The organism is Nocardia higoensis NBRC 100133 (genome assembly GCF_000308595.1).
GTDB lineage: Bacteria > Actinomycetota > Actinomycetes > Mycobacteriales > Mycobacteriaceae > Nocardia > Nocardia higoensis.
Window position 1 is genome coordinate 1 of sequence record NZ_BAGA01000170.1, and the last position, 16701, is coordinate 16701.

A 16701-nucleotide genomic window follows, 5' to 3' on the forward strand; every position below is an offset into this window, starting at 1 on the left:
ACACCACGGCCGACCACGAAACCACGGCAGGAAGCCCCTTCCTCGGCCTACAGCGTGAGTCCGGACCGGCGACCGTTCAAGGGCGCTCCTGCGTCGCGTCGGCTGCGCCGATGGCCTTCGGCCACCCTTGAGCGATCACCGGTCCGGACTCGTTTTGCCTACGGAGGAAGGGCCAGGGGAAAGGTCGGGGAGAAGCAGCCGATTGGCCGTGAACACGACGAAGCCCCGGCCGAATTCTCGACCGGGGCTTCGTTGGGTGGTGGCGCTACTCGACCGGCGGCACGTAGGCGCTCAGGTCGTAGACCCGACCGGGGCCGTTCTCGGCCTGGCCGACATACATCAGGCCCTCCAGCCGTCCGCCGATCGCAAGGCCACCGGACCGGGCCCGGCGGACACCGCCGCTGATCGCGCGCTGCACGTCACGATCCAGCGTGATCGCGCGCAAGCCCTCGTCCTGCTCGTCAGCGTGCTCGTCGGTCTCGAGGATCAGCTGGGAGTCGATCACCGGATCACCGGCCTGCGCGACCATCGGCCGGCGGTTGACCCAGAACAGCGGCTGCCCCTTCGAGTTGTGGCGGTGCCGACGCACCACCGCGACGATCTCGCCGGACACCTGGGCGCCGATCTCGATGTCCCGGCCGAATGGGTTGCGAGCGCCCTGGCTCATCAGCTCGGCGTTGATCTGGTCCAGGTCGGTCAGTGCGTTGGTCATGAGGATCAGTCCCTTTCGGATTCGATGTGGAAGTGGTGCGGGATGGTGGGGGCGGGCGACGCTGCTCGCCCCCCGGCGGATGGGTGTCAGTTACTGCTCGGCAAGGCGAGCTGCGGGGCGCCGCCAGGCAGCAGGCGCAGACCGTCGCCGGTGTCGCTGTCGTCGCGTTCGGCCTTGAGCCGGTTGACGACCTTGCCGACCGTCCCCGGGTGTAGACCCACGAGCGGGGCGATTTCGCGGTAGGAGTGACCGGCCTGATGCAGCCGCCAGACCTGGGCGTCGCGTTCAGCGGTCGGGTCAGGCGACTCCGGTGTCGCCTCCTGCTCCGGGGCTGTCGCCTCGGTCAGGGGCGGTGTCGCCTGCTCCTCGCGCGAGGTCGCCACGGCGTCGCCTTCGGTGACCACGGGTGTCGCCTCGGGTTCCGGCGCGCGGGGGACCTCCATCAGGGCGGTCAATGCGTGGGTGACGGCGAGGGCGGCGATCGGTGCCGCGCCTGCGACCGCGGCGGCGGCCAGTGGTGCCAGTTTCAGGTTGTCCGAAGTCCAGGCGTGGACGCCGTTTCCGACCAAAGACACCAGCTCAGCGGCGGCGAGCTCGATCCAGAAGAACCGGCGTGTGGACTTCGGGATCGGCACACCGATCTTGGCGCGGCGGTCCAGCGCAACCAGGCTGAAAGCGGCCTGGATGATCGGCCCGTCCACGATCACCGGCGCTCCCCACGCCAGCCTGGAGTCGATGCCGGACATCACCGCCACGCCGTGCAGCGCGATCGCCGACCACGAGAACGCCGCGATGCTGACCGCCGCGAGCGACAGCAAGGCGACAATCTCGGCGACATTCCAAGCCGGAGGCGACGGCGGCGGCGACACCGCGCCACCGGCAGGCGACACGGGTACGCGGTGGGGCGACATGGTGTCGCCGGACAGCGACAGAGTGTCGTTCATCGGTCGAATCCCTCTCGATCAGTGGTGGACACCGGCCACGGACTCCACGCCGGGGTCCGGATCAGGCGTTCTTGCTCGGCGTGCAGGGCGTGCCCGGCCAACTGGTCCAAGGCGTTGTCCAAGTCGCTGGCAAGTTCTCGGTTACGGTCTTCCAGCTGCGCCGCGCGGTGCTCGGCGTCATCGAGCGCGGCGCCGGTGATCGACAGCTGCTCTTCGAGTTCGGCCGCTCGCTGGTTGGCAGCGGTCAGCCGCTCGACCAGCTCGGCGCGGCTGAGCTCGCCGGTGGCCGGCCGAATGGTGGTGGCTGACTTCGACAACTGCACCGGGGCAGTGCAGACCGGGCGCACGGCCTGCGACCGCGGCGCCGACGCCCGCGCGCTCACCTGCTCGGTGGTCGTGGCTTGGGCGGGCATCGTGGTCTCGACGGCCGGGGCGTTCACCGCTCCATCCCGTCTCGCTCGGTGTTCGCCAGGGTGTTCCCCGACAGGTAGCTGTGTCGGTGGGCGGCCAGCGGCGACCACGGGGCCGCGCCGCCCGCGTCCATGCCGGGGCGGTCGTGGAGGCGGGTGACGTAGTGCGAGGTCAGCAGGCCGGACTCGTCGCGCTCGATGCCGTGGGTGGCGATGTAGCGGGCTTGCTCTTCGCTGCGACGCTCGATTGGGGTCGTGTGGTGGGCGTCCTCGCGGGCCTGGGCCAGCTTCACAGCTGCCTCGGGGTCCGCAGTCCACCGATCCGTCGCGTCCGACAGGTAGAACCAGTGGTCGGTCCACTCGTCGCCGCGGTCGAGCCAGGGCCCGGCATACTCCGCGTGATCCACGCTGTCGGCCGGGTCGTAGTCCTCCGGATCGCGTGACATGTAGCGCTGGGCGTGCATGAAGTCCGAGCGCATCTGCTGCTCGGTCAGCGACTCGACCTCGTAGTCGTTCCTGCTGGTGGGGGTAATGTCGGTCATTGGTTCGGCTCCTTCGTGATGGTTGTTTGTCGGACCGTGGGCAGGCCGGGCGTTGCCTCGTCCGGCCTGCCATCTGGGGGAATTCAGCGGTCCATGCCCTCGCGGTCATGGCCGTTGTTGGCCATGGCGTAGTGACGGGCCAGCGGTGACCAGACGGTCGCCGTCTGCTGCTGTGTGGCGGCGCGGGCTGCCTCGGCCTGCCGCTCCGGGCTGCCCAGCCGCTCAGCGGCCGGTGTCCGCTCCGCGAGCTTCTGCACCGCCTCATCGCGTTCACCACGCAGCCGGTCCCGCTCAGCAGACATCTCGGTCAGCTGCCGTGTCAGCTGAGCGTTCTGGTCGGCCAGGCTGCCGTTGTGCTCGATTGACAGAGCCAGACGCGACTTCAACGAGTCCCGTTCCTCGCGCACCCGGTCGGTCTCCCGGTCGGGCGCTGATGCCTCGCGGGTCGCCCGGCTGGGCTGCATCATCGGCCGGTCCTGCCCGTCGCGGGCCCACTCCCGCACCGCCGCAGCGACCCGCTCCGGACGTCCGAGCGTCGTGCGCAGCGAGTTGTCCCGGTCGTCGCGGTGCATCACATCAGCGCGCAGGGCGGTATCCCGCGTCCATTTGCCCTCCCGCACATGGCGTTCGGTCCACGCGATCGCTTCGGCCTCGCTCGGGTGGTACGAGGATTCCTGCCGCAGGTCCCGCAGTGGTGCCTGTGGGTGCGGCAGAGAGCTGACCGTCGCGACGAACTGCGAATTCTGCTGAGCGTCGGCGAATTCCTGCTCGATCCGTTCCGGTGTCAGGCCCGCCTTCTCCGCCGCCCGAGCAGCGTCGCGCCACTGCTCGGTCAAGCGCGCCCGACCCTGCTCGTTCGCACCCGGGCTGAGGGCATCCCACTCCAGCTGGGCCGAGCGCAAGCCCTGTACCGCCTGGTCCTGCGTCCACGCCAGTGTCTGCGCTCCTGCCACGCGCTGCGGCTGGTCTCGCCGCCACTGGCTTGCGGCGTGACGGTCGATGCCGAGCTGCTGTTGAGTGCGGGCGACCTGGGCGCGGTAGCGCAGGGCTTCGATGCCCTTGACCTTGTGTGCCCGGTTGAACAGGTTCCCGGTCTCGTACTCCGGGAACACCGTGGCCGCGTCCAGACCGTCGAGGGCGATGCCGCGTTCGGTTGTGGTCAGGTGGCCGTTGGTGACGAACATCCGGGCCAGGTCGGCGCGGTGCTCGGCCAGCGACCAGGCATCGCGGGCACGGCGGGTGTGGTCCACGGTCGGGTCGTTGGCCCGCAGGGCGACGGTCTGGGCGTGGATGCGGTACCGGTTGACCGCCTGCGAGGTCCAGTCCTTGTGCTGGGTGCGGGCGTGGTCGGCCTCGCGGCGCTCGGTGCGCACCAGCCGCGAGATCTCCTTGCGGGCCTTACGGCGCTCCAGCCAGTTCGCGGCCTGCGCATGGCGGGAGATGGCCGCCCGCATGGCCACGCTGAACTTGCCCATTTCGGCCATCATTTCGTCCTCGACGCTGCGATCGGACATGATCACTTCTCCTTCTCGGTGGTGGTGAGCTGGCGGCGGATGCCGCGCAGCGTGTTGCGGGTACGGGCTTCGGCCGCCCACACGACGGCGACGTGGCGCGGTACGCCGATCCGGGCGGCGATCTGCGACCAGGGCTCTCCGTCGCGGTGGTTCTCGAGGACGCGGTCACCCAGGGCGGCGGCGGCCTCGGCGCCGGTCCGACCGCACGACACCCACCCCTGAGCGGCGCGCATGTACCGGCCGTACAGTCGCTGACCGGCGGCCTGGTCGAACTCGGCCTGCCACTGCGCGGCCTCGATGGCGGCGAACTCGGCGATGGACTCGGCGGCGGCGACGCGCCACTCCTGCCAGGAACCCCAGGTCTTCTGGATCAGGGCGCGCAGCTGGGCCGGGGACAGGGTGTCGAGGTAGTCGCCGAATTCCTCGGCGTCGGTCCAGTCCCGGGCGTAGGCGTCGGCGTCGTCCTTGAGCCAGCGCCGCGCGGCAGCGGCTTCGCCTTCGAACATCACGATGTGCATGTCGATCTCCCTGTCTGTCAGTCGGTTTCGGGGGCGGGGGTGGTCTTGGTGCGGAGGGTCTCGTAGCGGGCCCGCCACCGCGCCAGCGATTCGATGTGGCGGCGGATCCAGGAACCGGCGTCGCCGATGGCGTGGCCGAGCATCCGCACGGTTTCGACCGCGCCGGGGCGTCCGGCGCAGTGCCACCAGGCGAACGCGGCCAGGGCGAGGACGTAGAGGGCCAGCGGGCCGGGCAGGGGCAGGACCGCCACCGCGACGCCGGCCGCGCCGGTGGTCGCCAGCGCGGGACCCCAGATGCGGGTCCAGTCGCGGGCCTTGGTGAGGCGGTCGACGTGCGGGGCGACGGTGCGGCCGATCGAGCCGCCGTCCGGGACGACGGGAACGAGCAGCTGGGCGGCGAGTTTTTCGACCTCGCTGCCCTCCAGGTCGGCGGACAGGGCAGCCAGGATCTCGGCTTCGCGGGCGGTCTGCCTGCCGCCCAGTAGCTCCTCGCCGGTGTCGTCGTCGTGGTCGGATGGGTTCGGCATGGACATGACGGGATCTCCTTGGGGTGTAGCGGTTACGCCGGACGGCGCTTGGTCAGGTCGATCACCGGCGCCAGGGCGTCGGCGTCGGGTGTGGTTTCGGCGAACCGGTCGATGCCGGGCAGCGGGCGCAGCCGCTTGAGTTCGGCGTCATCGAGCGGGCTGACCCGGCCCCAGCGGGCACGGCCGCCCGAGACCTGCACCACGTCGCCCTTCTGCATGGCGCGCAGGCGGTTCGGGTCGACCAGGAACCGATCGGAGGACTGGACATTGCCCTCGTCGCCGTCGCGGGTGCCGCCGATCAGCTTGCGGCTCAGCTCGAACTTGTGGCGGGTGCCGTAGATCTTGGCGATGGTCTCCGGATCGCTGCTGCGCATCAGCAGACTGCCGCCCGATGCAGCGGCAACCAGTGCCTGCCGGTTGTCGTCGTCGTGGCCCAGGCCATGCCAGGATTGGGCGATCCACCAGGTGCCGATTCCGGCCTTGCGCAGGCGCTCGACCCACTTCACCGCGCGGGTCTTGCCGTCGCTGACTGCGGAGAACTCGTCGACGACCATCAGCGCCGTGCGGCCGTGCTGCTTGTCGGCCAGCTGCTCGAACATCGTTCCCAGGGCGCCGAACTGGGCGCGGGCCCGGTCCGGGGTCTTCACGCCCTCCAGGACGATGTAGAGCACGTCGAAATCGGTCAGCTGCTTGTCGCCGTCGAACGCATCACCCAGCGCCCGGTACAGGTTGGAGAACTCCGCGAGGGCGGAGATCATGACCGGCTGCTTGCCGTCCATCGTCGCGCTGATCTCCATGTCCGCGCCCGGTACACCCGGCCACGGGGCGGCACCGAACGGTCCGCCCCACAGCCGTGCCAGAGGTTCGGCGTGCATCCGGGACAGGAACTCGATCCACGACCGCGGCGGGTTGTGCCCGATCGGAGTCGGCACGCCGTCGATGACCTCGACTTTCGCCGGGGCGTCCACGACCAGGTGGATCAGGGTCTCGCGGATCTCGTGGAAGTACTTCTCGGTGTCGGTGGTCGGCGTGCTGCCGCCGGAGATCATCGCCGACAGGATCGACCGCAGATCGTCCACGACGGCCTTCTGCTTTTTGACCGGCAGCTGATCGAAATCGCTGCCCGGCCACATGCTCAGCGCCACCGCATCGGGGAAGACCCCGATCCGGTCGTCCCGGACCCCGAGAGCACCGAACCACTTCCGCACGCGGGCAGCGACTTTGCGGGACTCCGGGCCGCCGTTGCAGTCCACGAAGATCAGCAGCGGACGCCCCGGGCGGTCCTTGATCCGCCACCACTGCCGGTGCCGGGTCCAGGTCGCGACGAACCAGGACAACGTCATCCGCTGCATCAACGTCGTCTTGCCCGACCCCGAACCGGCGACGGTGGTCTCGTGCTCGGCGACATTGATCCACGGCACGATCAGCCGTGACTCGGCGCGGCCGGCCAACTGCCGGGCCATCGACCGGGCCGGGGCTTGGTCGTGCTCGACCGCCAGGCGCCCGATCACCAGGTCCGGGTTCAGCCCTCCGGTGGTGTGCGGCAGGCGGCGACGCGACAGCCTGGCGGCGGCGCGCTGTTCGCGCTGGGCCTGCGCCCACAGCGCCCGCTCGGTGCGGGCCGGAGACGACAGCCCCACCGTGGCCAGCTGCACGCGGCGGCGGGTGTGCAGGATCATCGCCGTCACCCACGCCGCGGGAACCAGCAGCACGCTCATGCCGAGCAGCCCGGCCACATACTGCCCGGCCAGGAAATCCGCCGAGCCCGCGGTGAACTGCCGCACCGGCTCGTAGGCGTCCCACGCCCACAACGCCGCCGCACCGGGCATCGCTGCCACCGACGCGAACAACCAGTTCCGCATCCGCTTCGGCGACCAGGCCAGCAGCGACGCCGGGAACAGGATCGCCAGCACCCCGGCCAGCACGCACACCACGCACGCGGCGGCCAACAGCGAGTGATCGGCCACGCTGTCCCAGCTCCATGCCGAGAAGTCCGGCAGCCAGCCCAGCGGGTCGAACGACAAGCCGATCGGCGGCATGGTCGGGTCGATACCGATGTCGGGGGTTTCGGTCGGAACGGGTTCCGGGGTCGGTGCGTACGGTGCGCAGTCGGTGGTGGTCAGGATCGGTTCGCAGGTCATGATCAGACCGCCCTTTCGATATCGGTGGCGCCGCCCTCGATCACCCGAAGGCCGGGGCGTGGAGCCGACGAGGCCAGTACCTCGTCCAGATCGGCCAGACGGACCTTCGGCCCGTCCGAGAGGTCCAAAGCACCAGCAGCGGTGCGGATCACGTTCTTCACGGCCTGGCTGCGGCAGTAGTAAGTCACCCCGTCACAGCCCGCAGTACGGGCGGCCTGCACCGACTGCGCCAGCGCCGATTTCGCCGCCGTCAGGTTCTTCGGGGTCAGCTCCACCTCGACCGCGCGGAGTTCTCCGGAGCCGGTGATGTAGCGGCCGTCATGAATGTGCGGGCGCGGTGTCCCGGCCTTCGTCGGCCCGACCTCGGCGCGCAATGCCCGCTCGGAGATCCAGCGATCCAAGTCCAGATCCACCAGCGCCAGGCGCAGTTCCAGCACGGCCCGCACGTGCGCGGCCATCTTCGGTGTCGGCACCCACGCCCGCGCCGGGCGACCGGTCAACGCCTCGACTGCCGTCCGGGTCGGGAAGACCCACGCCGGGCCCGGCACCGGCGTCACCCGCACAGGCGACACCATCTCCGCATCCGCCCACCGCGCAGCGACCTTGTACGTGCGGGACCGCGATGTGCCGAGCATCCGGGCCACCAGATCCAGTGGCGCCCCGTACATCTCCGCCAGAACCGTCAGGACGGTCATGTCACGCGGCGAAAGCTGCCTCATCGGTCATGCCCTCCCTCACTGCGATCGGCCATGTCGCGGCTGGGCAGGTGAGCCGCCAACGGCGACCACCCCGCCGCCGAGACCGGCTCCCCCGACATCAGCCACTGACCAGGACGACGGCCCGGAGTCCGGACCTTCTGCGGCTCTCCGGCGTCCACGCGGATCACCCGATCGGTCTGGCCGAGCCGCCGCGCGGCAGGCGCCAGGTGCGCAAGCTCGGTGATCGGTGTCGGCACCCCCGATGCGACCTCAGGGCGGGGGGACTTCGGGCGGCTCATCACCGCACCTCGACCGGGACGCGCTCGACGTGCTGGCAGTCGGTGCGCGTGACCTCATGCGGGCGGCAGATGTTCGGCGACGGCCGGTAGTCCTGCTGGTCCACCCACGCCGCGGTGCATCCGGCCATGCCCACCAACAGCGCCACACCGATCAGGACCAGGCGCACGCCCGGCGGCAGTGCGCCGAATGCCCTCGATCCGGCTGACATCACGGCCGCATCGGTCTTCAGGACGGGGCCGATCATCGCCGTACCCGGCGGCTCATCAGGGACGAACGGACCAGCCGCCACCCCACCCACACGAACGCGATCAGCATCAGAGTGCCGATCACCAGACCTGGAGCGGCAAGCGCGGACACCGCCACTACCGCCATCAAGACCAACACTGCGGACTGCATGGCATCACCTTCTCTCAGTGAGACATCAGATTGATTTTCTGATGCCTCCTAAGCTAAACCTGATGCCATCTGATGTCTAGTGATTGTCGCGCTTTTGGTCACAGATTCGCGAATACAGGCAGGCAGAGACGACGTATGACCGCAAATTGTGGTGGTACCAACTGATAGGTTTCAGTGGACAGCAACGGCCGAGGAGGGTATATGGACGACACCGGAGAGGCGCGACACCGGCAGATCGCCAGGGAGCTGCGCAACGAGATCGAGGCAGGGCGGCTGCGGCCTGGCCAGAAGTTGCCCAGCACACGCGCTCTCGCGGCACAGTTCGGCGTATCCGTGGCTCCGATCAACGACGCAATGGCCCTTCTCGAGAAGGACGGCCTGGTCGTCAGCAGGCCGCGCTCGGGCCGCATCGTGGCCGAAACGGCAACTCCTGGCACGCCGCGGCGACGGGCTGGCCGCCCCCAGGTCATCTACGTCGGCGGCTACGCAGGCAGCGGGAAAACCGAGTTCGGGCGGACACTGGCCCGGCTGAGCGGCTGGGCGATGCTGGACAAGGACACCATCACCCGCCACGTCGTGGACATGGCGCTGAGCCAGCTCGGCAGCACCGCGAGCGACCGCGAGTCGGAGCTGTACATGACGCACATTCGGCCGGCCGAATACGAATGCCTCGCGGCGGTGGTCCGAGAGAACGTCGGTTGTGGCGTCAGCGTCATCGCCACCGCGCCGTACGTCAAAGAGTTCGCATCGGAAGCATGGTTCCGGCGAACCGCCGTCGAACTAGACACTCTCGGCGCAGACCTGACCGCGGTCTGGATCCGCTGCAATGCCGAAACGATGCACTCATACATCAGCCGACGCGGCGCCGCCCGCGACAGCTGGAAGCTCGACCACTGGGCCGACTACACCAGTGGCCTCGATCTCCAATTCACCCCGGCCTGGGATCACACCATCGTCGTCAACGACGCCGACTCGGCCCCGCTACGCGAGCAAGCGCAGACCTTGCTCAAGTCCCTGACGGAGTGACATGGATACCGCAATCGTGATGTACGGCGCGCCAGCATCAGGCAAAGACACCGTGACCGCCGCGCTCGGTGCGCTTGATCCGCGCTGCCGCCTCTACCAACGCATGAAGATCGGGCCCGGCAGGACCACCGGCTACAGGATGGCCTCAACCGCCGACCTCGACCGCCTCACTACTGCCGGGGCGGTCATCTACTCAAATCGCCGCTACTCCTCGACCTATGTGATCGACCGTCCGGAGCTGGGCTCGATGCTCGCGGCCGGCCACATCCCCGTTCTGCACGTCGGCCAACCCGAAGCGGTCGACGCCCTTCTCAACGCCATGCCCGCTACCCGCTGGGTCGTAGTCGAGCTGTCGTGCCCCCGCGACATCGCCGCGGCACGGATCGCCGCCCGGAACACCGGGGACACCGCCGACCGACTGGAAGCCTGGGATGCCACCCCACCGCTGACTATCGCGGACCTCCGAATCGACACCGCTGAAACCGCACCTGATGACGCCGCCAGCCAAATTCAGCAAGCAACGCAGGTGGCCGGGTGCACCATCGTGGTCCCGGCACTGCACCTGGTGCACGATGACGGCACACTCGACCTCCCTGCCACGCGCCGCTACGCGGTCGCCGCCAGCAGCGGCTGGGTCGACCGCTTCCTACTCAACGGCTCAACCACTTCCGGCGACCTGCTGACCGCCCAGGAACGCGCGGCCGTGCTCGACGCCTGGCTGGAAGCGGTCGACGCCCCCCGACTGCTCGCCTGCGCATGGTCCGATGACGATTTTCGTACAGCAGCTGACCGGCACGTGACCCCCATGGCGGCCATGACCGCGGCGGACCTCCATGGCGCACAGCATTTCCTTGAGGAACTGCCAGCAGGCAGCACCATCTACAGCCACCCCACCCTGCTCGGCCATCCCTTCACACCGGAGCTGGCAGCCTGGGCTACATCCGCCGGACACCTGCCCACTGGCGGGAAACTCGCCAAGATTCAACTTCAGGAGATCCGGCAGATTCAACGCGGCGCCCCAGACTTCGCGCTGTGGGATGGCTCCTCTCGCCGAATCCGTGAGTCGATCCAAGCTGGAGCATCAGGTGTCGTAGCCACACCGTTGGCTGCGCGGCTTGATACCCTCCCGCCGCGCAGCATCTCTCTTGTTCAACTAGAGGTAGATCGTGTGCAAGAGGAGCTGGACCAGTTGCCGAGCCGATCGGCCAAGCGACAGTGGCTGCTCAAGCAGATCAAAAGCGTGTGCGGGGAACGAGATGTCCAGCAGGGCTAGGTGGAACTACCGGATTTGGCCTTGCTTGGCGTGTCCTACTTCATCAATCGAGGGAATTGAGGCAGACTCCCCCCATGCAGATCGAGGTCACGGACGCTGACTGGATCGAAGTCGACGCCCCGCCGCTCCCGTTCGAGGAGTACTGGCTTCCACGACGACCGCTCGCGGGCAAGTCGAAGTCCGGCGGGTACTACCGGACCTCACGCGAGCGTGCACTAACGCTCCCGTATATCGAGTCCAACCCGTCCGCGGCGCGATCTCTGGTGATTACGGATCACGACGGTGGGATGGCCGATGAGATCGTCGCCCACACGGGCCTCCCTCAGCCGTCCTACATCGCACTGAACCGACACACGCGGTCTGGACACATCGTGTACGCGCTCGAAACTCCAGTGATCATGACCGATGCTGCTCGGCGGGCGCCTGTCAACCTACTCAGCCGTATCGAGGCAGGTCTGAACGATGTACTGGCGGGAGATGTCGCGTATGGCTGCCGGACTACCAAAAACCCTCGTCACGCGGACCATTTGACCCTCTGGGGCCCAGACTATGCGGTCTACAAGCTCAAGGACATCGCGGGCCCGCTGGATGAGCTTGGCGCCCTGCCGAAGTACAAAACCACCATGCAGCGCCGCAAGGCACTCCGAACCAGCTCCGCAGGACGCAATGTCGAACTCTTCGAGCTATCTCGGAGGTGGAGCTACCGGCGCCGCGGTGACTACGAACAACTTGAGGACTGGATCCAAGTCGTCCAGGACTACGCCTGGGATCGGAACCTCGATGTTGTCGGATCCGCCTTCGACAAAGGACCGATGCTGGAGGGGGAAGTCAACCAGATCGGACGAAGCATCGCTACCTGGACCTGGCGCAACATCAAGCACACGTTCCGCGAGATCCAAGCTATTCGCGGGCGCAATGGCGGTCTGGTCGTCGGACCGACGATTCCGACCGAGGAACTCGCCCGGCGCGGTCGCGTCGGAGGACGGGCCACCTCGGAGGCCAAGACTGCCGCAGCACAGCGAAATGCGCGAAAATTCGATCTGGACGCGATCATCGCTGCTGCCTTGAAGGGATGACAGATGCCTGCAAAGACACCAGTACGCCGTACGAAGACCGCACGCGAACTCGCCGAGCAGTTCGGCGCATCGGACCGCACGATCCGTCGCATGATTGCCGAACCCCGTGCGGATTACGAGTCGCGAGCAGAAGAGAAGCGACGTCGCGCGCAGAAGCTGCGCGCCGAGGGGGCCACCTATCGTCAGATTGCCGACGAACTGGGCGTCGGAATCGGATCGGTCTCATCCCTGCTGCGTGTCCCGGTCCGAGCTGACTAGATGTAGATGTCGGACAGTGGGCGTAGCCTCCTGCGGATTGATCTTCAACCGGAGGGATGAGCATGGCCACGTTCGTAGTGAAAATCCAAGGCCTCATGGACACGACTGTCGAGGCAGACCAGTTCAAGGAAGTAGGTGAGCTGGTCATCTTCTTCGACGCAGAAAACTCAGGGGGCAACAATCGAGTGTTCGCGGTCCCGACCGAGAAGCTCGCCTCTATCCATCGCGTATCCGCCGCCTAATAGAGGTTGCCGACCTCCGATAAGCCCCGCTTATCGGAGGTCAGAAATCGCACGCATGTTCGGTAAGAAAACTTGCCGAAAGCGTCAAGAAAACTGGTCGCGTCAAGTAAACTTGTCTCATGGACATTCCGCACTTCGAGACCGACCGCCGCGGCTACCTGCCCGCCGGAACCGATATCGCCGCGGTGCTGCGCCACGGCGACGAGCGCCCGCTGCACGCGGCCTGGGACACCTACGGCTTCCTCCGGCTGCTACGCGAGACCCTGGCCAAGCTCGACGCCGGCACCCTGAATCTGGCCGACCCCGACGCCAGCCGTGCAGCGCTGCAGCGTGATATCGACTCGGTCGCCAACGTCACCCCGACCCAGGCGCTGGAGGCCAACCGGCGGCTGGTCGAGTTCCTGACCGGGCGCCGCTGGTCGGTGATGCAGGAGGCGCGGGAGTCCGGGGACTCCTGGACCGTCATCGGCGACGCCCTCGGCGTGACCAAGCAGGGCGCCCTGGACTGGTACAAACGCAAGATCGCCGACCAAGAGAAATACGTCGGGAAGTTCCACGACACCGACCGGGCACGCGCGGTCCTGGACGGAGGCGACGAATGACCGGCCCGGACGCGGTGCACGCCGTCGCCCTGGTGGTGCACGCCAGCGACAACGCCGACCTGGGCGAGCCGGGGACCTGGGCTGACCTCGATGCCGAGCAGGAGCACAACTACCTGAAACTGGCCGCCGGGCTCATCAACGCCGGGCTGATCACCTGGCCGCCCTCTGTTCCGGACGCACCGCTGGACCCCACCGCGACCGAGCACCTGGCCGCCCTCGTCCACAACAATGTCGACCGGCAATGGCCGAACTGGGCCGACCTGCACGACGGCGCCCGCGGCTACGTCCGCGACTACGTGAGCACCCTCGACGCCGCGGGCCTGCTCGACCACAGCGGCGCCCGGAAGCTGATCTCCGCTCCCGGTTTTCGGAACCGCCCGGATATCTGGGCCGAACGATGCCCGATCACCTGGGCCCCGTCCGTGCCGGACGATCCACCGTTCTGAACACTGGAGTTCAGGGCACACTGATTCGACCGCCACCCGAAACCACGAGCAGGCAGCATGATCGAGATGAATGACCCCGAAGGACTCACCGGCGAGATCGGGCACCTGGACCCGATCGAGGTCCTCGACCCGGTGCGGTGGCGGCGGCCGTGGCCCCAGTGGGACCCGTGGGCGATGTACCTGGCCGGCCACCAGGAGAAGACCGCCCACCGGCTCCTCGCCGAACTCCGTGCGGTCGCGTGCGAGACCCGGAAACGGATCGTCAATGGCAACGACGTCGAAGATCAGTACTGCCACGCCGCCGGGCTACGGGACGCCCGCGCGACGCTGAACTGACCCTCACCACCGACTCTTACGCGCGTACGTGCGTACGCGCGTATACCCGTATCCGGGTACGCAGGTCAACGCGCGACACGCCCGCGTGCGCCCGTACGCGGGTCAGGGTCTTGTGTGGGATCGTGCTGTCTATGAGCAATGCGCGGGTGGTCGCTCTGGCGAACCAAAAGGGCGGTGTGGGAAAGACGACTGCGACGTTGTGCCTGGCACGCGCCGCACACGTCTACCACGATGCTCGGGTGCTGGTCGTAGACATGGATTCGCAAGGCAACACCAGCTCCACCTTGCTGACTGAGCCGATCGGCGACGGCATCACCGTGGCCGATGTGCTCGTGCCCGGCAGTGATGTGCAGCTGCGCGAGGTCATCGTGTCGAGCATCTGGGACGGCGTGGATCTCACGCCGGGCGGTGACACGCTGGCCACGGCCGAACAGAAGATCGCCGCCGCGCCGTTCGGGCGCGAGCATCGGCTTCGTGAAGCTCTGGCCACCGTGCGCGGCGACTACGACCTGGTGCTCATCGACAACGCGCCCTCGCTCGGTCTGCTGCTGGTCAATTCGCTGACCGCGGCGGACGCGGCCGTGCTCGTCACCGAGGCTCATCGGTGGAGCGCTGACGGGCTCGCCCTGCTCGGCAAGACCCTCGCCGGGGTCCGGGCCTACCACAACCCGGGACTGGAAATCGTCGGCACGGTCGTCAACAAGTGGCGCGGGACCGGCAACGAGGCCCGCACCGCCGAGGATCTGATCGAGGGCATGGCTCGGCACTTTCCCGATGTGCCGATCTGGATGCAACACCGAATTCCGCTGTGGGTCGGTATCACCGACGCGCTGGACTCGGGGATCGGCCTGGACGAAGGGCCGGCCAAACTCCGCGTTCTCGCCGACGACACCTTCCGCCCGATCGCCGCCCACCTGCTCGGAGTGATCGCATGACCGCCAAGCGGCGTCGCTCCACTCTCGCCGACAGCCACCCGGCCTGGTCCGCGCCCGCGCATCCCGCCCCACCAGCTCCCGCCCCAGAGGGACCGCCCCCTGCCCCAGTCAGGCCCTCTTCGGGTGCTGGCTCGTTGACGGCGCACCCCTCCGTGGTGCGGGGGCACGCTGCGGATCAGGACGAAGCCCTCGGCCGGGTCGCCTACCGCAACGCCGCGCTGGCGTGGGCCAGCGCAGAACGCAAAGCCCTCCAGCGCATGGCCAGCCTCAACGTTCAGACCGCCGCTGCCCTCGACCGAGGTACACCGCCGGCCACCCTCGGCCAGTACCTGCTCGAAGCCTGCGCCAAACACGGCATCGACTCCGCCCTGCTGCCCGCCGCGATCCGCACCGCAGCAGGACTCGACAACGGCGCCGACTCGGCAGGGTAGAAAACATGCCCAGGTACACCGATGAGTGGTACCGCCAGATGACCCGGCTCCCTCACCTTCTCGATAGCCATCTCGGCGGCCTGCTCATCGAGCGCCAGTATCGCGGTCCAGATGAGGGCTGGTATTTGTGCTGGTGGCCGGATGGCCCGACCGTCGAGCACATGTACGCCATCGTCCACGAGTTCGCCCCCGTAATTGCCAAATACCTGCGCTACCGCCGTGGTTGGTCCGACATCGGACAGGCCACCTCACTACTGCTGTGGCTCGATGCCGACCCCGCTCGTGCCCTGAAGTCGTCGGCCCGCGAATTGATCGAGAAGGCTGGCGACGAAGTGAGCTGGCCGGAGCGAGCCGAACGAATTTGGCGCGATCGGGCCTATCGACTGCTCGACCGCACCGGCGCAGGAATTCTTCGTCCGGCAGCTGCCGAAGAACTGACCGAACGTATTCGTGCGGTCGGTTGGACCGAAACACTGGCTTGGCTGGACGAGTACCACCCGACATCGCAGTCTGCTCACCAGCCGAGCGAACTCCGATAGCAACTCAGTAACTGGTATGGATGCTGTGGTGTTGCGGTAGACCTTCCTGCCGCCGGGTCCGCACCAACCCCTCTCTGGGAGCGCCTGGCTCCCGCCGAGGGCGGGGGTCCTGGGGGCTGGCCCCCGGTAGCAGCCTCCGGCTGCTCAGCCCTTCCGTAGTGGAGCCGTGGCTGTAGTGCGTGGTGGGTGGTGTCTCTCCGGTCGGCCTGGGGCGTTTCGATCACGCGGGCATCGGTTGTCCAGGGTGGCGCTTGCGCCATCGGCTTGCCGACGCCGTAGGCGCCCTGGATAACCGGTGACCGCGTGATAGGCCCCGTTTCAGGCCGACCGGAGAGGCGCCGCCCGCCACACCCGGCGGAAAGCAGGCGCGAGCGCAGCTCGCGGACGACAGCGCCCACGCTGTCGCGCCACCCGGCACGCTCACGCCGCCCACGCACACCTGCGCACCGGGCATGCCGCGGATCTGTAGACCGCCGCCGACCTACACGACAGCACCACCGCCACCGTTGCTCAACCCACCGCCTCGCGAACTTTCCGACAACCCTCCCAATCCAACCCCTTCTTTTTCTCTCAACTACCACCCCACCCCAACCTTCTTTGTTCTTTTGATTTCTGATTGCTCCCACCCCCACCCCCGTTCGACATCTCGTGCACACGAAGTGGGTATGAGATGTCGAACGGGGGTGGGGGTGGGAGTGAGCAGGAATCACCGCCCTTTCCGCAGGTCAGGGCCGGGTTGGGGTGGTGGTTGTGAGCGACAGAAAGTAGCCACACCGTGCGCTACCTATTCCCCGTCCAGTCGCTACCTATTCGCTAGATTTTGTCGCGGTCGTGG

At 67.8% G+C, this 16701-nt stretch carries 22 protein-coding genes; 11 read left to right on the forward strand and 11 right to left on the reverse strand.

The features are described from left to right. Positions 1–265 precede the first annotated feature (265 nt). The 11 genes from ON26_RS27690 to ON26_RS33670 form a co-directional block, all read right to left on the reverse strand. Positions 266–712 carry a hypothetical protein gene (locus ON26_RS27690; RefSeq protein WP_040800676.1) on the reverse strand — a complete coding sequence of 149 codons (447 nt, stop codon included), beginning with the start codon at positions 710–712 and terminating at the stop codon, positions 266–268. An 86-nt stretch (positions 713–798) separates the two neighbouring features. Further along, entirely contained in the window at positions 799–1656 is an 858-nt protein-coding gene (locus tag ON26_RS27695) for a DUF2637 domain-containing protein (protein WP_040800678.1), read from the reverse strand. After that, complete coding sequence (locus tag ON26_RS27700; RefSeq protein WP_040800680.1) at positions 1653–2096, reverse strand: hypothetical protein; 444 nt, start codon at positions 2094–2096, stop codon at positions 1653–1655. The genes ON26_RS27695 and ON26_RS27700 overlap by 4 nt, the downstream gene beginning before the upstream one ends. After that, positions 2093–2608, reverse strand: a complete 516-nt coding sequence (locus ON26_RS27705) for a hypothetical protein (RefSeq protein WP_040800682.1) — start codon at positions 2606–2608, stop codon at positions 2093–2095. The genes ON26_RS27700 and ON26_RS27705 overlap by 4 nt, the downstream gene beginning before the upstream one ends. 83 nt (positions 2609–2691) lie before the next feature. Further along, positions 2692–4122, reverse strand: coding sequence for a hypothetical protein (locus ON26_RS27710; RefSeq protein WP_040800684.1), 1431 nt, complete (start codon positions 4120–4122; stop codon positions 2692–2694). Positions 4123–4124: 2 nt separating this feature from the next. After that, a complete protein-coding gene (locus ON26_RS27715) occupies positions 4125–4640 on the reverse strand; it encodes a hypothetical protein (protein WP_040800686.1) in 516 nt (171 codons plus the stop codon). 17 nt (positions 4641–4657) lie between these two features. Further along, positions 4658–5173 carry a hypothetical protein gene (locus ON26_RS27720; protein WP_040800689.1) on the reverse strand — a complete coding sequence of 172 codons (516 nt, stop codon included), beginning with the start codon at positions 5171–5173 and terminating at the stop codon, positions 4658–4660. 26 nt (positions 5174–5199) lie between these two features. Then, on the reverse strand, positions 5200–7308 hold the full coding sequence (locus ON26_RS27725; RefSeq protein ID WP_040800691.1) for a type IV secretory system conjugative DNA transfer family protein: 2109 nt from the start codon (positions 7306–7308) through the stop codon (positions 5200–5202). Positions 7309–7310: 2 nt separating this feature from the next. Next, positions 7311–8027 (reverse strand): hypothetical protein, encoded by a 717-nt coding sequence (locus tag ON26_RS27730; protein ID WP_157172033.1) that lies wholly within the window; start codon positions 8025–8027, stop codon positions 7311–7313. A 277-nt stretch (positions 8028–8304) separates the two neighbouring features. Beyond that, positions 8305–8550 (reverse strand): hypothetical protein, encoded by a 246-nt coding sequence (locus ON26_RS27740; RefSeq protein ID WP_040800697.1) that lies wholly within the window; start codon positions 8548–8550, stop codon positions 8305–8307. Then, a complete protein-coding gene (locus tag ON26_RS33670) occupies positions 8547–8702 on the reverse strand; it encodes a hypothetical protein (RefSeq protein WP_157172034.1) in 156 nt (51 codons plus the stop codon). Before ON26_RS33670 ends, ON26_RS27740 begins: the two co-directional genes overlap by 4 nt. Positions 8703–8903: 201 nt before the next feature. Here ON26_RS33670 and ON26_RS27745 point away from each other — a divergent pair, with 201 nt between their 5' ends. The 11 genes from ON26_RS27745 to ON26_RS27795 all read left to right on the forward strand — a co-directional run bounded on the left by ON26_RS27745 (position 8904) and on the right by ON26_RS27795 (position 15866). After that, positions 8904–9728, forward strand: a complete 825-nt coding sequence (locus ON26_RS27745) for a GntR family transcriptional regulator (RefSeq protein ID WP_040800699.1) — start codon at positions 8904–8906, stop codon at positions 9726–9728. A gap of 1 nt (position 9729) precedes the next feature. Further along, a complete protein-coding gene (locus tag ON26_RS34075; protein WP_174375458.1) occupies positions 9730–11001 on the forward strand; it encodes a beta/alpha barrel domain-containing protein in 1272 nt (423 codons plus the stop codon). Between the two features lie 74 nt (positions 11002–11075). Next, positions 11076–12077 (forward strand): replication initiation protein, encoded by a 1002-nt coding sequence (locus ON26_RS27755; RefSeq protein ID WP_040800700.1) that lies wholly within the window; start codon positions 11076–11078, stop codon positions 12075–12077. Positions 12078–12080: 3 nt separating this feature from the next. After that, positions 12081–12335, forward strand: a complete 255-nt coding sequence (locus tag ON26_RS27760) for a helix-turn-helix domain-containing protein (protein WP_040800702.1) — start codon at positions 12081–12083, stop codon at positions 12333–12335. A gap of 62 nt (positions 12336–12397) precedes the next feature. Then, positions 12398–12577, forward strand: coding sequence for a hypothetical protein (locus ON26_RS27765; protein WP_157172035.1), 180 nt, complete (start codon positions 12398–12400; stop codon positions 12575–12577). Between the two features lie 119 nt (positions 12578–12696). Continuing rightward, positions 12697–13179 carry a hypothetical protein gene (locus tag ON26_RS27770; protein ID WP_040800706.1) on the forward strand — a complete coding sequence of 161 codons (483 nt, stop codon included), beginning with the start codon at positions 12697–12699 and terminating at the stop codon, positions 13177–13179. Beyond that, a complete protein-coding gene (locus ON26_RS27775) occupies positions 13176–13625 on the forward strand; it encodes a hypothetical protein (protein WP_040800708.1) in 450 nt (149 codons plus the stop codon). The genes ON26_RS27770 and ON26_RS27775 overlap by 4 nt, the downstream gene beginning before the upstream one ends. Positions 13626–13691: 66 nt before the next feature. After that, a complete protein-coding gene (locus ON26_RS27780) occupies positions 13692–13961 on the forward strand; it encodes a hypothetical protein (protein ID WP_157172036.1) in 270 nt (89 codons plus the stop codon). 131 nt (positions 13962–14092) lie between these two features. Next, positions 14093–14896: a ParA family protein gene (locus ON26_RS27785; RefSeq protein WP_040800712.1), complete on the forward strand. Its 804-nt coding sequence runs from the start codon at positions 14093–14095 to the stop codon at positions 14894–14896. Positions 14897–15030: 134 nt separating this feature from the next. Further along, positions 15031–15327 carry a hypothetical protein gene (locus ON26_RS27790; protein WP_157172037.1) on the forward strand — a complete coding sequence of 99 codons (297 nt, stop codon included), beginning with the start codon at positions 15031–15033 and terminating at the stop codon, positions 15325–15327. A 5-nt stretch (positions 15328–15332) separates the two neighbouring features. After that, positions 15333–15866, forward strand: coding sequence for a hypothetical protein (locus ON26_RS27795; protein ID WP_157172038.1), 534 nt, complete (start codon positions 15333–15335; stop codon positions 15864–15866). Positions 15867–16701: the final 835 nt, after the last annotated feature.

What these genes read in the sequence shown, in the direction of transcription:
- ON26_RS27730 (WP_157172033.1), bottom strand. Translation starts at nt 8,027, where the DNA reads ATGAGGCAGCTTTCGCCGCGTGACATGACCGTCCTGACGGTTCTGGCG.
- ON26_RS33670 (WP_157172034.1), bottom strand. Translation starts at nt 8,702, where the DNA reads ATGCAGTCCGCAGTGTTGGTCTTGATGGCGGTAGTGGCGGTGTCCGCG.
- ON26_RS27765 (WP_157172035.1), top strand. Translation starts at nt 12,398, where the DNA reads ATGGCCACGTTCGTAGTGAAAATCCAAGGCCTCATGGACACGACTGTC.
- ON26_RS27690 (WP_040800676.1), bottom strand. Translation starts at nt 712, where the DNA reads ATGACCAACGCACTGACCGACCTGGACCAGATCAACGCCGAGCTGATG.
- ON26_RS27720 (WP_040800689.1), bottom strand. Translation starts at nt 5,173, where the DNA reads ATGTCCATGCCGAACCCATCCGACCACGACGACGACACCGGCGAGGAG.
- ON26_RS27775 (WP_040800708.1), top strand. Translation starts at nt 13,176, where the DNA reads ATGACCGGCCCGGACGCGGTGCACGCCGTCGCCCTGGTGGTGCACGCC.
- ON26_RS27755 (WP_040800700.1), top strand. Translation starts at nt 11,076, where the DNA reads ATGCAGATCGAGGTCACGGACGCTGACTGGATCGAAGTCGACGCCCCG.
- ON26_RS27705 (WP_040800682.1), bottom strand. Translation starts at nt 2,608, where the DNA reads ATGACCGACATTACCCCCACCAGCAGGAACGACTACGAGGTCGAGTCG.
- ON26_RS27780 (WP_157172036.1), top strand. Translation starts at nt 13,692, where the DNA reads ATGAATGACCCCGAAGGACTCACCGGCGAGATCGGGCACCTGGACCCG.
- ON26_RS27725 (WP_040800691.1), bottom strand. Translation starts at nt 7,308, where the DNA reads ATGACCTGCGAACCGATCCTGACCACCACCGACTGCGCACCGTACGCA.
- ON26_RS27745 (WP_040800699.1), top strand. Translation starts at nt 8,904, where the DNA reads ATGGACGACACCGGAGAGGCGCGACACCGGCAGATCGCCAGGGAGCTG.
- ON26_RS27740 (WP_040800697.1), bottom strand. Translation starts at nt 8,550, where the DNA reads ATGATCGGCCCCGTCCTGAAGACCGATGCGGCCGTGATGTCAGCCGGA.
- ON26_RS27770 (WP_040800706.1), top strand. Translation starts at nt 12,697, where the DNA reads ATGGACATTCCGCACTTCGAGACCGACCGCCGCGGCTACCTGCCCGCC.
- ON26_RS27795 (WP_157172038.1), top strand. Translation starts at nt 15,333, where the DNA reads ATGCCCAGGTACACCGATGAGTGGTACCGCCAGATGACCCGGCTCCCT.
- ON26_RS27715 (WP_040800686.1), bottom strand. Translation starts at nt 4,640, where the DNA reads ATGCACATCGTGATGTTCGAAGGCGAAGCCGCTGCCGCGCGGCGCTGG.
- ON26_RS27760 (WP_040800702.1), top strand. Translation starts at nt 12,081, where the DNA reads ATGCCTGCAAAGACACCAGTACGCCGTACGAAGACCGCACGCGAACTC.
- ON26_RS34075 (WP_174375458.1), top strand. Translation starts at nt 9,730, where the DNA reads ATGGATACCGCAATCGTGATGTACGGCGCGCCAGCATCAGGCAAAGAC.
- ON26_RS27785 (WP_040800712.1), top strand. Translation starts at nt 14,093, where the DNA reads ATGAGCAATGCGCGGGTGGTCGCTCTGGCGAACCAAAAGGGCGGTGTG.
- ON26_RS27695 (WP_040800678.1), bottom strand. Translation starts at nt 1,656, where the DNA reads ATGAACGACACTCTGTCGCTGTCCGGCGACACCATGTCGCCCCACCGC.
- ON26_RS27710 (WP_040800684.1), bottom strand. Translation starts at nt 4,122, where the DNA reads ATGTCCGATCGCAGCGTCGAGGACGAAATGATGGCCGAAATGGGCAAG.